At 72.4% G+C, this 15857-nt stretch carries 13 protein-coding genes; 11 read left to right on the forward strand and 2 right to left on the reverse strand.

From position 1 onward, the window contains the following. The first annotated feature begins 43 nt into the window (after window positions 1–43). The 5 genes from HUO13_RS21975 to HUO13_RS21995 all read left to right on the forward strand — a co-directional run bounded on the left by HUO13_RS21975 (window position 44) and on the right by HUO13_RS21995 (window position 5735). The gene (locus HUO13_RS21975) at window positions 44–772 is read left to right on the forward strand and encodes an aspartate/glutamate racemase family protein (protein ID WP_211896992.1); all 729 of its coding nucleotides are present in this window, start codon (window positions 44–46) and stop codon (window positions 770–772) included. A 119-nt stretch (window positions 773–891) separates the two neighbouring features. Beyond that, window positions 892–2457 (forward strand): AMP-binding protein, encoded by a 1566-nt coding sequence (locus tag HUO13_RS21980; protein WP_211896993.1) that lies wholly within the window; start codon window positions 892–894, stop codon window positions 2455–2457. A 131-nt stretch (window positions 2458–2588) separates the two neighbouring features. Next, window positions 2589–3764, forward strand: a complete 1176-nt coding sequence (locus HUO13_RS21985) for a hypothetical protein (protein WP_211896994.1) — start codon at window positions 2589–2591, stop codon at window positions 3762–3764. Window positions 3765–3937: 173 nt separating this feature from the next. Then, window positions 3938–5233, forward strand: a complete 1296-nt coding sequence (locus HUO13_RS21990) for a hypothetical protein (RefSeq protein WP_211896995.1) — start codon at window positions 3938–3940, stop codon at window positions 5231–5233. Between the two features lie 79 nt (window positions 5234–5312). Beyond that, entirely contained in the window at window positions 5313–5735 is a 423-nt protein-coding gene (locus HUO13_RS21995) for a universal stress protein (RefSeq protein WP_211896996.1), read from the forward strand. Between the two features lie 140 nt (window positions 5736–5875). On the opposite strand, the gene HUO13_RS22000 is transcribed toward HUO13_RS21995, so the two are convergent. After that, window positions 5876–8386 (reverse strand): ATP-dependent Clp protease ATP-binding subunit, encoded by a 2511-nt coding sequence (locus HUO13_RS22000; protein ID WP_282974124.1) that lies wholly within the window; start codon window positions 8384–8386, stop codon window positions 5876–5878. A gap of 259 nt (window positions 8387–8645) precedes the next feature. Between HUO13_RS22000 and HUO13_RS22005 the strand changes: the two genes are divergently transcribed. Then, window positions 8646–9302 (forward strand): O-methyltransferase, encoded by a 657-nt coding sequence (locus tag HUO13_RS22005; protein WP_211896997.1) that lies wholly within the window; start codon window positions 8646–8648, stop codon window positions 9300–9302. Window positions 9303–9380: 78 nt separating this feature from the next. Here HUO13_RS22005 and HUO13_RS22010 read toward each other — a convergent pair whose 3' ends face one another. Then, window positions 9381–10283, reverse strand: a complete 903-nt coding sequence (locus tag HUO13_RS22010) for a Vgb family protein (RefSeq protein WP_211896998.1) — start codon at window positions 10281–10283, stop codon at window positions 9381–9383. A gap of 457 nt (window positions 10284–10740) precedes the next feature. On the opposite strand from HUO13_RS22010, the gene HUO13_RS22015 reads away from it, so the two are divergent. The 5 genes from HUO13_RS22015 (at window position 10741) to HUO13_RS22035 (ending at window position 15617) form a co-directional block, all read left to right on the forward strand. Beyond that, on the forward strand, window positions 10741–11007 hold the full coding sequence (locus HUO13_RS22015; RefSeq protein WP_211896999.1) for a DUF3040 domain-containing protein: 267 nt from the start codon (window positions 10741–10743) through the stop codon (window positions 11005–11007). A 160-nt stretch (window positions 11008–11167) separates the two neighbouring features. Then, window positions 11168–11989: a universal stress protein gene (locus HUO13_RS22020; RefSeq protein ID WP_211897000.1), complete on the forward strand. Its 822-nt coding sequence runs from the start codon at window positions 11168–11170 to the stop codon at window positions 11987–11989. A gap of 16 nt (window positions 11990–12005) precedes the next feature. Continuing rightward, window positions 12006–12827: a universal stress protein gene (locus tag HUO13_RS22025; RefSeq protein ID WP_211897001.1), complete on the forward strand. Its 822-nt coding sequence runs from the start codon at window positions 12006–12008 to the stop codon at window positions 12825–12827. A gap of 393 nt (window positions 12828–13220) precedes the next feature. Then, window positions 13221–13889, forward strand: coding sequence for a response regulator (locus HUO13_RS22030; RefSeq protein ID WP_211897002.1), 669 nt, complete (start codon window positions 13221–13223; stop codon window positions 13887–13889). A gap of 294 nt (window positions 13890–14183) precedes the next feature. Beyond that, window positions 14184–15617 (forward strand): MFS transporter, encoded by a 1434-nt coding sequence (locus HUO13_RS22035; protein WP_211897003.1) that lies wholly within the window; start codon window positions 14184–14186, stop codon window positions 15615–15617. Window positions 15618–15857: the final 240 nt, after the last annotated feature.

A 15857-nucleotide genomic window follows, 5' to 3' on the forward strand; every position in this document is an offset into this window, starting at 1 on the left:
CACCGCCGCCTCCGGCATCCACTGAACCCGACGAAGGAAGCGAATGCGCATCGTCATCGCCAACGTCAACACGACCGAGGCCGTCACCGAAGCCGTCCGGCAGCAGGCGATGAAGGTCGCCGGACCCGGCACCGAGATCGTCGCGGTGACGCCCTCGTTCGGCCCCGAGTCGGTAGAGGGCAGCTTCGAGAGCTACCTCGCCGCGGTCGCGGTCATGGACCGCGTCGCGGCGGTCCGGGAACCCTTCGACGCGGTCGTGCTCGCCGGTTTCGGCGAGCACGGCAAGGAAGGGCTGGCCGAGCTGTTCGGCGTGCCGGTCGTGGACATCACCGAGGCCGCCGCCCACGTGGCCGGACTGCTCGGCCGCAACTACGCGGTGGTCACCTCGCTGCGGCGCACGCTGGGCCAGATCGAGGACCGGCTGCGCGTGGCCGGTCTGGCCGAGCGGTGCGTGTCGTTGCGCGCGACCGACCTGCCGGTGCTGGAGCTCGAGGCCGATCCCGGCCTCGCGGCCAGGCGCATCGCCGAGCAGGCGGTGCAGGCCGTGGACCTCGACCGCGCCGACGTGATCTGCCTCGGCTGCGCGGGCATGGCCGGACTCGCCGAGCACGTCGAGGAGGCGACCTCGGTACCGGTCGTCGACGGCGTGACCGCGGCGGTGGGACTCGCCGAGACGCTGGTGCGGCTCGGCTTGCGCAGCTCGCCCAGCGCCTACCCGGCTCCCCGCCGCAAGACGATCACGGGATGGCCGGTCACCGGTTCGCGGGCATAGGTTCGACCTATCGCAGCGTTGCGTGCTTCGTCTTAGCCTGGGTGTGCGAAGGGATGGTTGGTTCGACGGTGGCGGTCCGCGGTGCGCGGACCGTCCACTGTGGTTCGAGGAGGAGCCGGATGCACGCGGATCAGCCGAAGCCGCCGGGCGCACCCGTTCACCAGGGCACGCCCGGCCACCCGGACACGTCGGTCCCCCAGAACACGCCGTTCGTCGTCCGGCTCGCCGAGTTGGCCGCCGCCGAGCCCGACCGGCTCGCCCTGACCTGCGACGACGTGTCGCTCACCAGGAGCGGCCTGGAGTCGGCGTCGAACCGCCTGGCGCGTGACCTGCTCGCGCGCGGAGTGCGCCACGGCGACTTCGTGAGCATCGTCGTGCCCAACAGCGTCGCGTTCGTGGTGGCCGAGCTGGCCGCGTGGAAGGCCGGTGCCGTCCCGCAGCCGCTGAGCCCGAAGCTGCCCGCCTCCGAGCTGCGCGAGATCATCGACCTCACCGAACCGGCACTGGTCATCGGTGACGTCACCGCCGACGTCGCGGGCGGACGCGCGCGGCTCCCGGCCGACCACCAGCCCGATCCCGCACTGGACGACGGCCCCCTGCCGGTCGTGGTCTCGCCCGCGTGGAAGGCGCCGACCTCCGGCGGCAGCACCGGACGGCCCAAGGTGATCGTCGCCGGCCGCCCGGCGCTGGTCGAGGAGACCGACCTGTCGGCCGACGTCTTCGGCATCGAGCACGGCGGCGTGGTGCTGGTGCCCTCGCCGGTGTCGCACAACGCGCCGAACATGAGCGTCGCCATGGGGCTGCTGCGCGGCAACCACGTCGTGCTGATGCGCCGCTTCGACGCCCGGCAGGTGTTACACCTGGTCGAGCGGCACCGCGTGAGCTGGCTGTACGTGGTGTCGACGACCATGGGACGGATCATGCGGCTGCCCGAGGACGTGCGCGCCGCGGCAGACCTCTCCAGCCTGCGCACCGTCTTCCACACCGCGGCGCCGGTGCCGGTGTGGCTCAAGCGCGCCTGGATCGACTGGGTCGGCCCCATCGTGCGCGAGCTCTACGCGGGCACCGAGGCGCAGGCCACGACCGTGATCACCGCACCGGAGTGGCTGGCCCACCCGGGCTCGGTCGGCCGCGTCCTGCGCGGCGAGATGCAGATCCGCGACAGCGACGGCCGGGTGCTGCCACCAGGCCGGGAGGGCAAGGTGTGGATGCGGCGCGCACCGGACGTCGAGCCGACCTACCGTCTTCTCGGCGCACAGGCGCACGCCGACGCCGACGGCTGGGAGTCGCTCGGCGACATCGGCTGGTTCGACGAGGACGGCTACCTCTACCTCGGCGACCGCGAGGCGGACATGATCCTTGTCGGCGGGGCCAACGTGTACCCGGCGGAGATCGAGGCCGCACTCGGCCAGCACGACGCGGTGGTGGACAGCTGCGTCGTCGGTCTGCCCGACGACGACCTGGGCAACGTGCCGCACGCCATCGTCGTCACCCGCCGGTCGGTGTCGAAGGCCGACCTGGTCCGGCACCTGCGGTCGCGGCTGGCGCCCTACCGCATGCCGCGCAGCTTCGAGTTCGTCACCACCCCGTTGCGCGACGATGCCGGCAAGATCCGCCGGTCGCAGCTCCGGGCGGCGCGACTGGCCGGGCGGGTGAGACCCGCGGCCGGGCCGGCCACTCCCTGACCGAGCGGATCGCCCCGCCACGAGCCTCCACTGTGGATTCGGGCGCCACTCGCCCCGAAGCCGCACCGCGCCCCGGCCGGAGCCGCTAGTCTTCGGCCCACTCGGGTGCACGCACAAGGGGGTGCGGGATCGTGTCCAGCGCAGACGACGCAGTGGAGTTACCGCCGTTCGAGGGAGCGCGGGACACGCTCGCCCTCATCGGCGCCCTCTACCGCAGGCGGCCCTCCGGGGACCGCGACGGCGAGGCGCTCGGTCGTGCCGAGCTGCCGATGATCTGCCTCGTGCGCCCGGAGGAGTACGAGGACGTGCTGCCCGCGATCTCCCAGCGCCTGCACGAAGGCAGCCCGCACCGCGTGCCGCACGCGCTGGTCCGCCTGGAGGGGATCGGGCACCGCCCCCGCGAGCCCCACCCGATCAGTCCCGAACGCCTCCCGGCTCCGACACCGGCCGACGTCGAGCAGATCCGCGGCATGCTGGTGGAGATCGCGCACGAGCTGGCCGAGTCGCGCAACGCCAAGGCCGGGCGGCTGCGGTTCCCGCGTCTCGCCCTGGCCGTCTGGCTGATGGAGCAGGACGTGCGCCTGGGCGGCGAGCGCACGCCGCGGGTCCTGCACGCCGAACTCCGCGACCGCCGCCACATCGACCGCCGGGTCACCGACTCGCTGGACTCGCTCGAGCAGGGCGCGCCCGACCTGCCGGGGTGGCTGCGCTGGGCGCCCCGGGTGCTCAGAGCGCTGCCGCCGTTCTGGTTCCGCCTCAAGTCCAGCGGCCGCCTGCCCCGGCTCAGCGCCGAGTACCGCTGGTTCCCGCGCCAGCCCTACCTTGCCGCCGAGGTTCCCGGCACCTTCATCGGGTTCGCCGAGCGGCTCACCGCCAGGGGCTGGCGCCGCGAGTCGCCGGACCAGATGCTGAAGTTCCTGACCAACGCCTTCCTGGAGGACCTTCGCCAGTCCTACCCGAAGCCGCCGCTGCGGCTGCGGGGCGCCCGCCGGACGACCAACGCCGTCGTGCTGCTCGACCACATCACCCTCCACAACGGCGGATACCGGTTGCTGCGGCTGGTCAACGACGTCCGCAACGACACCGGCAGGCTGGATCCCCTCCTGCTGGTCAGCGGCAGCCGGTTCGTCCCGCCCTACCGGGACGAACCGGACTCCCGCGACGCCCGCCTCCGCGTCTACAGCCCCGTGGAGGCCCCGCAACGGCTACCGCGACTGGTCCGGCGTACTGGACGCGGCGCGCAAGCAGCGCAAGGAAATCGCCTGGTACCTGCCGATCCTGATCCCGGCCGCCGTCCACGACGGTGAACCGCCGGTCCACAACTACGCGCTGGCCCGCGCGCCCTGGTGGTCGCGGCGGCTCACCGCGGTGGGCGTCACCGCGGCGCTGGTCGCCTGCGCACTGGCCGGGTACTCCACGTGGAGCTTCCGGCACTGCCAAGGCGGATTCGGATGGCCCGGGACGCAACCGACGCTCACCCGTGTCGACGGCGAGTGCATCGGCGTCACCGACGGCTCGTTCCCTCGCCTACGGCGGCGCGCTCAGCTCCTCCTCCGGTGACGCCGGGGGCCTGGTCGCCAAGCGCGAGGAACTCGCCGGGGCCGCCGTCGCGCAGCGCAACGCGCTGGAACGCGTCGGCACGCCCGTGGTCCGCATCCTGCTCGCCAACGCCGGTCGCGACATGCGCCACGGCCCTGCCATCGCGCGCCGGCTGGGCGAGCTGGCGCGGCACGATCCGAGCCTGGTCGGCGTCGTCGGCCTGGACCGCAGCAGCACACCCACCGACGAGACGATCCGGGTGCTCAGCCGGGCCGGGTTGCCGATGGTCGCAGCGGCGCTGACCGCGGACAAGGACGCCTCGGACTTCCCGATGTACTACCAGGTGGCGCCGCAGAACGAGCGGCAGTCGCTGGTCGCCGCCGAGCTCATCGACCACCTGCAACGCAACGGCGGTCGGCCGGCCGGATTCCGGCCGTTCGCCAGGGCGGTCCGGATCTACCACGCCGGCGACCCTGCCGACATCTACAGCTCCTACCTGCGCGACGAAATGAGACGAGCTGCCGAGGCCAGGGGCTTCGCGGTCGAGACCGCCGCCTTCTCACCCGGCGATGCCTGGGGCGCCGGACAGCGGGCGTGCGAGTTCCCGGGGCTGGTCTACTACGCGGGGCGCGGTGTTCCGGAGTTCGACCTGTTCCTGGGCGGCGTTGCCAACACCTGCCGCAGCGCGCCGCCGCCGATCGTCGGCGGCCACGGCACCTCGCGCTACGTCGCCGACCAGGGCATGCGCGAGCGCAACCGCAAGATCCCGTTCCTCTACCAGACCTCGGCGATCGGTCCGGCGGGCGCCGACCCGCTGACCGAGGACCGCCTCGTGGAGGCCGAACAGGTCTTCTACGACCGCCTCTTCGACACCTTCCCGTTCGAGCGGACCGCCGAGGGCCGTTCGCTGGACGGCCACGCCGCGCTGACCCACGACGCCGTGCTGAGCATGATCACCGCGGTCCAGCACCTGCACGGCAAGGGCGTCCCGCTGTCGCCCGGCGGGGTGTGGCGGGAGCTCAACGACATCCACGGCGGCGGTTCGGGCACCGTCGAGGGCGCGACCGGCGTGATCGACTTCGGTGGCAACCTGGGCCGCAACGTGCCGGTCGACAAGCCGGTGGCGATCCTGCAGGTCGACGAGAACGGCGCGGTGAACGAGAACGTGATCTGGTTCTGCGGGCGTCCGCGCCCGGTCCCGACGGTGATCTCCCCGCCCTGCCCCGTCACCGGCTGAACCGGCCGGGCTCGGCCGGCGGAACCCGGCAGTCCGGAGCAGGGTGTGCTGCGACGGGGCACCGACGCCGGAGGCGGGGATGGCGGACAAGATCGTGGTGGGCGTGGACGGATCGCCCGAGTCCAAGGCCGCGCTGCGCTGGGCGCTGCGCCAGGCGGAGCTGACCGGCAGCCGGCTCGTGGCGATGATGGCGTGGGACAGCCCGCCCATCTACGGCTGGGAGGACGCGGCCTCACAGGACCTCAACGCCCGCGCCGCCACTTCCCTGGGCGACGCCCTGCGCGAGGTGGCGCCCGAGGGCACCACCGTCGAGATCGAGAAGCAGGTCGCCAACGGCCATCCCGCGAAGGCGCTGCTGGAGGAGTCCGAGGACGCCGACATGCTGGTGCTGGGCAACCGCGGGCACGGCGGCTTCACCGGAGCGCTGCTCGGGTCGGTGAGCCAGTACTGCATCCACCACGCCAGGTGCCCGGTGCTGGTCGTCCGCGAACCCCGGCGGTGACGGGACATCCAGGGACCGCGGGCACATTCCCGTTGGCTTCGACGTAGCGCCTGCTCACCGGCCGTGCAAGCGCCGGAGGACGCGGAAGCGAAGGGCGAGGCGCACGTTCGTGCCTCGCCCTTCGCTTCCGGTGAGCCGGATCAGACCGACTCGGGCGTCCGCTGGGTCACCTCGAAGGTGAGCTCCCCGTCCCGGACGCCGACGTGGACGGTGCTGCCGGCCTCCAGCTCGCCGTCGAGCACCAGGTCGGCGATCCGGTCGTCGACGTCGCGTTCGATCGTCCGGCGCAGCGGCCGGGCGCCGAACTCCGGCTGGTGGCCGCGCTCGGCGATCAGGCCGACGGCGTCGTCGTCGAACCCGATGCCGATCTCCATCGCGGCCAGGCGCTGCCGGGTGCCGTCCAGCAGCTGGTCGGCGATGTCGTGCAGCTGCTCCGCGGTGAGCTTGCGGAACACCACGACCTCGTCGATCCGGTTCAGGAACTCGGGCCGGAACGCCTCCTTCAGCCGCGGCATCAGCCGGTCGTGCAGCGAGTCGTCGGCCTCGTCCTGCGCGGCCGAGAAGCCCAGCCCGCCGGACTTGCTGGAGATGACCTCCGAGCCCAGGTTGCTGGTCATGATCACCACGGTGTTGGTGAAGTCGACCGTGCGGCCCTGGCCGTCGGTGAGCCTGCCGTCCTCCAGCACCTGCAGCAGCGTGTTGAAGACGTCGGGGTGCGCCTTCTCGACCTCGTCGAGCAGCACCACCGAGTACGGCCTGCGCCGCACCGCCTCGGTCAGCTCGCCCGCCTCGCCGTAGCCGACGTAGCCGGGAGGAGCACCGATCAGGCGCGCGGCGTTGTGCCGCTCCTGGAACTCGCTCATGTCGAGCCGGATCATCCGGTCCTCGTCGCCGAACAGCGTCTCGGCCAGCGCCTTGGCCAGCTCCGTCTTGCCGACGCCGGTCGGCCCCAGGAACAGGAAGCTGCCCACCGGGCGGTTGGCGTTGCCGACGCCGCTGCGCGAACGCCGCACCGCGCGGGCCAGCGCCCGCACCGCGTCGTCCTGGCCGATGACGCGGCGGTGCAGTTCGCCCTCCAGGTTGCGCAGCCTGGTGCGCTCCTGCTCGGTCAGGCGGCTGACCGGCACGCCCGTCGTCCGCGAGACGACCTCGGCGATGTCGCTCTCGGTCACCTCCGGCAGACCGGCGTCGCGGTTGGCGGCCAGTTCGGCCTGCGCGACGCCGATCTCGTCGCGCAGCGCCGACGCGCGCTCGTAGTCCTCGTCGGCCACCGAACGGTCCTTCTCCCGCTCGAGCCGCTGGATGCGCTGCTCCAGCTCGTCGGCCGACGGCCCCACGACGCTGAGCCGCTTGCGGGCGCCTGCCTGGTCGAGCAGGTCGATGGCCTTGTCCGGCAGGAAGCGGTCGGCGATGTAGCGGTCCGACAGCCGGGCCGCCGCGGCGACCGCCTCGTCGGTGTAGCGGACCCTGTGGTGCTCGGCGTAGCGGTCGCGCAGCCGGTCGAGCACCTCGATGGTGTCCTCGACGTTCGGCTCGGGCACCTGCACCGGCTGGAAGCGGCGTTCCAGCGCCGCGTCCTTCTCGATGTTCTTGCGGTACTCGTCGAGCGTCGTGGCGCCCACCACGTGCAGCTCACCGCGGGCCAGCCGGGGCTTGAGCATGTTGCCCGCGTCGACCGCGCCCTCGGCGCCGCCCGCACCGACCAGCGTGTGCAGCTCGTCGATGAACACGACGACCTCGCCGCTGTTCGCGCTGATCTCGTCGATGACCTTGGTCATCCGCTCCTCGAAGTCACCGCGGTAGCGGGTGCCCGCCAGCATGCTCGACAGGTCGAGCTGCACGATGCGCTTGCCGGTCAGCACGTGCGGGACCTCCCCGTCGGCGATGCGCTGGGCGATCCCCTCGACGATGGCGGTCTTGCCGACACCCGCCTCGCCGACGAGCACCGGGTTGTTCTTGGTACGCCGCGACAGCACCTCGATGGTCTGCTCGATCTCGTCGGCGCGGCCGACGACCGGGTCGAGCTCGCCGTCGAGGGCGCGAGCGGTGAGGTCCTGGCCGTACTTGTCCAGCGTCGGGGTGCCGCTGTCGCGCTCGGCGGTCGCCTGTCCGGCCTCCGGCCGCCGGGTACCGCCCGCAGACACCCGGAACTCCTCCGGGGTCGCTCCCGCCGAGGCCAGCAGCCTGCCGGCCTCCGAATCCGGGCTGGCCGACATCGCCAGCAGCACGTGCTCTGGCCCGATGTAGGTCGAGCCCAGCGCACGGGCCACCTGGTAGGCGTCCACCAGTACCTTTCGGCCCGCCGGCGTCAGCGTCGGCGCGTGGTCGCCCGCCTCGCGTGCGGCGGGCAGCTGGCGCTGCACGGTCTCGGCGAAGGCGTCCGGGTCGACCTGGACGCCCTCGAGCATCTCGCGGGTGGTGCCCTCCTTGGTAGCCGCCCACAGCACGTGCAGGGCGTCGAGATCGTCGTGCCCCAGACCACGGGCGTAGTCGGCGGCCCCGGCGAGCAGCTCCTGCGTCTTCTGGGTCATCAGTTCGGTGATGTCGACGCGACGGCTGGCGCCTGCGCCGGCGCCAGGCCCGAAGAAACGGGCGAGGTACTCGTCGAACGGGCCCTGTCCGAATCCGCCCGGTCCGAAGAACGTCGCCATTCCTACCCTCCTCGCACGGCGCTCGTCGCCGTCATAGTTGAGCCTGTCGTTATCAACCAACATGCCAGCAACTCTGATAATTCCAACGTGTTTCAGATCACCAACCCGCGCTCACGTGGCTCACGATCCACCTCTCACGCCCGGCGACCGCCGGAGTCGATCACTCGTGGCGCACCGATGGGAAACAAGGCCGGGCGGGCCAGGATTCCCCGTAAGCTGCCCACCTGAGGTTCGTCCCACATTCCAGGCGGGAGCAGGCATGGCGCGGTTGTCCGGTCAGTTCGACCCCGAGTTGCAGACCTATCTCGTCGCGCACGGGACTCCGCCGGATGCCGTGCTCACCGACCTGGCCGCCGAGACCGCGCGGCTGACCGGCGACCGGGCCCAGATGCAGGTCCCGCCGGAGCAGGGCGCGCTGCTGACGCTGCTGGCCTCTCTGGTCGGAGCCGAGTTCGCCGTGGAGGTCGGCACCTTCACCGGCTATTCCACGCTGTGTCTGGCCCGCGGGCTCCCCGCCGGCGGACGACTGCTGACCTGCGACGTCTCCGAAGAGTGGACCTCGATCGCCCGGCGCTACTGGGAGCGGGCGGAGGTGGCGGAGCGCATCGACCTCCGGCTCGCGCCCGCGCTCGAGACGCTGCGCGCGCTGCCCCCCGAACCCGCCGTCGACCTGGCCTTCATCGACGCGGACAAGCCCGGGTACGTGGACTACTGGGAGGAGCTGGTGCCGCGCATGCGCGGCGGCGGCCTGCTGATCGCCGACAACGTCCTCTACCACGGCGGGGTGGTCCGGCCCGACGCCGAGGGCAACGCCGCGGCGATCCGGCGCTTCAATGAGCACGTGCTCGCCGACGACCGCGTCGAGCAGGTGATGCTCGGCATCGCCGACGGCATCACTCTCGCCCGCCGCCGCTAGTTCGCGTCACCTGGCAAACGGCGCGCGGCACAGCGAGGCCGACGAGCGCGTCGAGACCGGGCCGGCCCCGCCACCTGTTCAGCCGTGCGACTCCGGCGCGACGCGGGCGAGTGCCCCGGTTTCCAGTGCCACCCACAGCGCGCCGTCCCAGCCGACGGTGATGCCGTGCGGCTCGGAGTTCGGCGTCGGCAGCTCGTGGACGTCGATCCGGCCGTCGAGGTCGATCCTGCCGACCCGGTTCGCGCCCCACTCGGTGAACCAGAGCTCGTCCCCGCGGGCGACGATGGCGTGCGGCCGGGAGGCGCGGTCCGGCAGCGGGAACTCGCTGATCGCCCCATCGGCGGTGATGCGCCCGATCTGCCCTGCGCCGATCTCGGTGAACCACAGCGCGCCGTCCGGACCGAGCGCCAAGCCGACCGGGGCCGCTGCCTCCGTCGGCAGCTCGTGCAGTACCGCGACGCCGTCGACCGACATCCGGCCGATCGCGTTCGCCTGGTTCGCGGTGAACCACATCGCATCGTCCGGGCCGGCGGTGATCATGGACGGGAAGGCGCCGGCGACCGGGAGCCCGAACTCGGTGATCTCGCCTTCCGCGGTGATTCGGCCGATCCGCCCGGCGCCGATCTCGGTGAACCACATGGCGCCGTCGGCGCCGGCGGTGAGCCCATAGGGACCCGCTTGCGGCGTCGGCGGCGCGAACTCGGCGAGCCCGCCCTCGGTCGTGAGCCGTCCGATCCGGTGCGCCCGGTGCTCGGTGAACCACAGGGCGCCGTCGGGCCCCGCGGTGATGATCGTCGGCCCCGAGTCCGGGTCGAGCCGGTGGATGGTGATCTCACCGCCTGGCGCGAGCCTCCCGATCTGTCCACCGTGGACCAATGTGAACCACAGGGCGCCGTCCGGGCCTGCGGTGATCCCGTAGGGGCCGTCCGCCGGATCCGGCACCTCGTGTTCCCGGATCTCCACGTTCGTCTCGCGCGCCATCGGCCTCCCTCCTGAACCACCGCCGCCGGAGGTTCCCCGGCCCGGATGGTGAGTACCAGGGCACACCCCACCCGCACCATTCGTTTTCGGCCACCCCGACGGCGCAGGCGCCCCGGCCGGAGATCGCGGACGGCTCGCCCACGTCCGAACAGGTCGCGACCGAGAACTCCGGGGACCGCCGGCTAGACCATCCGGTAGAGGCGAACACCACACTCGAACGGAGGTTCGCTGCGGCCGTACGGGTGGAGCCGAGTGCTTGACCAGGCACTCAGCGCCCCTCCGGTCACATCGGTACCGCCATCCGTGCCACCCGTCACCTCCGGATGGCCCAGTCTCACGCCGACCCGGGTCATAGGACTCTTCTGCTGAGCCTGGCCACTTCAGGCACCCTGGGGAGACAGCCGGTCGAGATCCATCGGGAGCAGGTCGACGGCAACCGATCTGGTGGAGGTTGTCCATGCTGCCAAGACATGAGCGTCGGCGCCTCGAGGAGATCGAGGACCAGCTCAGCATCGAGGACCCGGAGTTCGCCCGGGCCCTCACGGACCCGAGCCTTCGGCGGTGGTCCCTGCACGGGGTGCCACCGCGCCTGGTGCTCGGGCTGCTCTCAGCGCTGCTCGCCGTGCTGTGCCTGTTCCTCGGCGAGGGCGGCGCCTTCGTGAGCGCGGGCATCCTGGCCGCAGTGCTGATCGCCGTGCGGGACTGGAACTTCCGCACCGCCTGAATCGGCGGCCGCGAACCGTCCACTATGCACACCCGGGCGACCCCCATCGCGGATGGGGGCGGCCACGACGTTTGGCGCCGGACCCGGCCGGTCATCCTGGATAGGGGCGGTGCCGCGCGGCCCGCACTCCGAACCTGCGTCGCCCCCAGGGGGAACGCCGATGATGCCGGATGGACCAGTGGTCGTCGGGGTGGACGGCTCCCGGCGCTCGGTCGCCGCGGCGCGGTGGGCGGCCGGTGAGGCGGCCCTGCGCCGCGCACCACTGCACGTGCTGGCCGTCAACCCCGATCCGCCGCTGAACCACCTCGCCAAGGAGACCGCGCGTGAGATCGCCGTGATGTGCCGCGAAGCATACCCCGGGCTGGAGGTCGCGGACATGACCGAGCTGGGCAACCCCGCCACCCAGCTGGTCCGGAGTTCCGCGCTCGCGCGGCTGGTCGTGGTGGGCTCGCGCGGGCGGGGCGCGCTCGCCGGGGCCCTGCTCGGCTCGGTCAGCACGAAGGTCGCCGGGCACGCCCACTGCGCCGTCGTGGTCGTGCGCGAAGAGCACCCCCAGGGCCCTGTGGTCGTCGGCGTCGACAGCTCCCCGCACAGCAGGCAGGCTCTCGGCTTCGCCTTCGAGACCGCCTCGGCGCACGGAGCGGAGCTCGTCGCCACCCAGGTCTGGCGGGCGGAGCGGGGAACCCCGTCGCTGGAGCGGGAGTCCGCCGCGCGGGAGAGCGCCGAACGCAGCCTCTCCGAACAGCTCGCGGGCCGGCGCGACGACCATCCCGACGTGTCGGTGCGCGAGCTGACCGTGCGCGGCCACCCGGTCGCCGAACTGACCGAGACCGCACGCGAAGCGCTGCTGCTGGTCGTCGGCCACCGCGGTCTCGGCGGGTTCCCCGGCCTGCTGACGGGCTCGGTCGCGATGGGCGTGCTGCACCACGCCACCTGCCCGGTGGCCGTGGTCCGCGACGAGCGCAGCACAGGACGGCGATGACGGGGAGGAGCCTGCCATGACGCGATCGAGGTTGCCCGTGGTCGCGGGCGTCGACGGGTCCGCGCAGTCCACCGATGCGGCGCTGTGGGCGGCGCGGGAGGCGGGCATGCGCGGCACCTCCCTGCGCCTGCTGCTGGTCAACGACGATCCGGGGCGCGCCGAGCAGGCCGCGAAGACTCTGGCCGAGACGGCTTCGGCGTGCCGGGAGCAGGCACCGGGCGTGCAGGTCGCCGAGGAGACCACCGAGGGCCACCCCATCGACGAGCTGGTGCGCCGCAGTGCGCTGGCCGAGCTGCTCGTGGTCGGCTCGCGCGGACACGGCGGCTTCGTCGAGGCCCTGTTGGGCTCGGTCAGCGCCTCGGTGGCCATGCACGGCGCCTGCCCGGTCGTCGTGGTGCGCGGCCATTGCACCACCGGCCCCATCGTGGTGGGCGTCGACAACTCCCGGGGAAGCCGGACCGCGCTGGACTTCGCCTTCGAGGCGGCGTCGCGGTGCCGCACCGATCTGGTGGCGGTGCAGGCGCTGCCCGACGCCTACTTCCACCCCGGCCCGTTCCCGCACCCCGACCGCGACGAGCTGCGCGACAGCGCCGAGCGCCACCTCGCCGAACAGCTCGCCGGGTGGGCGTCGACGTACCCGGACGTACCGGTTCGCAGGATCGCCACCAACGAGCACCCGGTCGCCGCGCTGCGGGAGGCCGCGGCCGACGCCCGGCTCGTGGTCGTCGGACACCGCGGGCGCGGTGGATTCACCGGTCTGCTGCTGGGATCGGTGGCGGCGGGCGCTCTGCACCACGCACCGTGTCCGGTCGCGGTGATCCGCTCCACCAATCCCTGAGTTCGCAGCATTCGAACGGACCCGCGGGCGTACCGCCGATCGCCCGGCTCGAACGCCCACCGACCGGCCCAGCGCGGCGAAGGGCACGGCTTCCCGATCGTTGCGCCAGCATCGAACGGACGGCGCAACGCCCCCGGCACCCGGCGCAGCGCGCATGTGCTGCGTTCAGTCGCACTCCCACCTGCGGCGACTCCACGGTGATCCGGAACGTATGCTTCCAGAGCCCCGGAAGCGGTGCGTGCCGGCACTGCCGGCCGAGCGCGCGGCGCCCTGAAGCGCCGTTGTCCGGTTGTTGTTCCGCGGGCGTGCGGCTGGTGCCCGATGAGACCGCCGGACGACCGGGTCCGGCCCGCCGTGAGCCGAGAACTCCGCCGAAGGACCGAAGAGAGCCCGATGATCCGAGTACTGCTGGCCGACGACGAACCGCTGCCCAGGGCCGGCGTGCGCGCCGCGCTGGACGCCGATCCCGGTATCGAGGTGGTGGCAGAGGCGGCCGGCGGCCACGAGGCGCTCGAGCTGGCGCGGACCCATCGGCCCGACGTCGCCCTGCTCGACATCGCCATGCCGGACGTGGACGGCATCGCGGTCGCCGACGAGCTCAAGCGGACCATGCCCGGCACGCGCGTGCTCCTGCTGACCGAGCTGCGCGAGGAGTCCCACGTCCCGTGCTCGCTCACCGGCGGCGCCGGCGGGTTCCTGCTCAAGTCAGCGGAACGCGGGGAGCTGGCGGAGGGCGTGCGGTCATCCGCCGGCGGCGGTGTGGTCCTCGCCCCCGAGATCGCCCGCTGGATCGTCGAGCAGCTCCGCGCGTCCGGCAGCCCGGCGGCGAGGACGACCCGGGCGCGCGAGCTCGTCGTCGGGCTGACCCCGCGCGAACGCGAGATCCTGGGCCTCCTCGGCCGCGGACTGACCGACGCCGAGATCGCCCGGCGGATGCTTGTCGTGGAAGGCACCGTCGAGATCTTCGTGAACACGATCCTGCGCAGCGTGCAGGTGCAGAACCGCGTCCAGGCGGCGCTGATCGCGCACGAGGCAGGCCTGGTCGAGCACGAGCGGGTCTGACCTCCGAGCACAGCCGGTCCAGCCTTCAAGCACGAGCGGGGTCCTTCCTTCGAGCAGCGAGCGCGTCCGGCCTTCGAGCAGCGAGCGGGCCCGGCCGCACCGCGAGCGACCAGGCGATCACGCAACGCGGCGCCCGAGTGACCGTCCTCACTGGACATACGACCACCGTTCCACCATGTGGACGCGATGCGTCGCGGAGGTAATGTCCGTTCGCGGCGGCGGAACAGGCCGCTCGCCGGCCCGGACCTATGTGGACCGTCCGGCGTGTCCCACCCCACATCCGAGGAGCCGCCCGTGTCCGCGCAGCCGGTCACCGAGCGCGAGCCGGTGCTCATCCGCTCGGCCCGCGACGTCACCGAACTGGTCAACTCCGGCGCCGCGCGCGGCAGCCACGCCCGGATGATCGTGCTGCTCGCGCTGGGCGGCATCTTCCTGGACGCCTACGACCTGACCTCGCTGGCCTACGGCATCACCGACATCCGGGAGCAGTTCCAGCTCGGCCCGGCCGGTGCCGGCGCGGTGACGGCGTCGATCAGCGTCGGAGCGATCTTCGGCGCCTGGCTCGGCGGCCACCTGGTGGACCGGCTGGGCCGGTATCGGGTGTTCATGGCCGACATGCTGTTCTTCGTGGTCTCCGCGATCGGCTGCGCGGTGGCGCCAAACGCCGAGGTGCTGGTCTTCTTCCGGTTCCTGATGGGCTTCGGCGTGGGCATGGACATCCCGGTCGCCATGGCGTTCCTCGCCGAGTTCTCCCGGCTGCGCGGCCGGGGCAGCAAGGGCTCGCGCACCGCGGCGTGGTCGCCTGCCTGGTACGTGGCCACCAGCGCCTGCTACGTGGTGATCATGGCGCTGTACTTCCTGCTGCCCGAAGCCCACCACGACCTGCTGTGGCGGTTCACCGTCGGTTTCGGCGCGGTGCCGGCGATCGTGATCCTGCTGGTGCGCAAGAAGTACATGAACGAGTCCCCGTCCTGGGCCGCGGACCAGGGCGACCTGGAGCGCGCCGCGCACATCCTCCGCCGCTCCTACGGCGTGAACGCGGTGGTGGCCGACGACGCCGAGGCGAAGGCACCGCGCACGCGGGAGACCGGGGGCCTTCGCGACTTCGCGCGCCTGTTCCACCGCCGCTACCGCTCCCGGACGCTGCAGGCGATGGTGATCGGCCTGGGGCAGACCTTCGGCTACAACGCGGTCGCCTACGGCCTGCCGATCATCATCGCGAGCCTGCTCGGCCAGGGCGCGCTCAACACCATCAGCGCGTCGCTGGTGCTGAACCTGGTCTTCGCCGTGACCGGCGGCCTGCTGGGCATCCGCCTGGCCAACAGCGCGGGTGCCTGGCCGATGACGGTGGCAGGGTTCGCCACGCAGTTCGTCGCGCTCGTCGCGCTCGCGCTCATCGGCAAGCCGTCCGAGACGGCCTGGGTGCTGGCCGCGCTGTTCATGCTTGGGGCGTTCATGTTCGCCCAGGCTTCCGGCCCGGGCGCGCACTTCATGAGCTTCGCCTCGCTGAGCTACCCGACTTCCATGCGCGGCATGGGGATCGGCTTCAACCAGGGCATGGTGCGCGTCGGTGCGACGCTGTCGCTGTTCTTCTTCCCGGTGCTGAGCAGCGCGCTGGCCACCGGCGTCTTCTGGGTCATCGCGCTGGCACCGGCGATGGGCCTGGTCGCGCTGCTGGCCAAGCGCTGGGAGCCCGTCGGCTACGACGCCGACGCCGCGCAGGGGTGAGCCGGACCCGCGGCAGCAGTACCGAACTCGCGCGGGCCACCAGTGCCGAATTGGCCATGTCCGGCCCACGCGGTGTTCCGCAGGATGAGCGCATGAGCGAGTTCCACCTCGACACCCGCGCCGTGCACACCCCGGATCCTCAGCCGGACGGGGCAAGCCGCCCGCTCGGTGTCCCGATCTACCAGAACCACATCTTCGCCTTCGACGACCCCGAGGCGCAGGACGCCGCCTTCAGGGCGA

It is taken from the genome of Saccharopolyspora erythraea, from assembly GCF_018141105.1.
In the GTDB taxonomy this organism is placed as follows: domain Bacteria; phylum Actinomycetota; class Actinomycetes; order Mycobacteriales; family Pseudonocardiaceae; genus Saccharopolyspora_D; species Saccharopolyspora_D erythraea_A.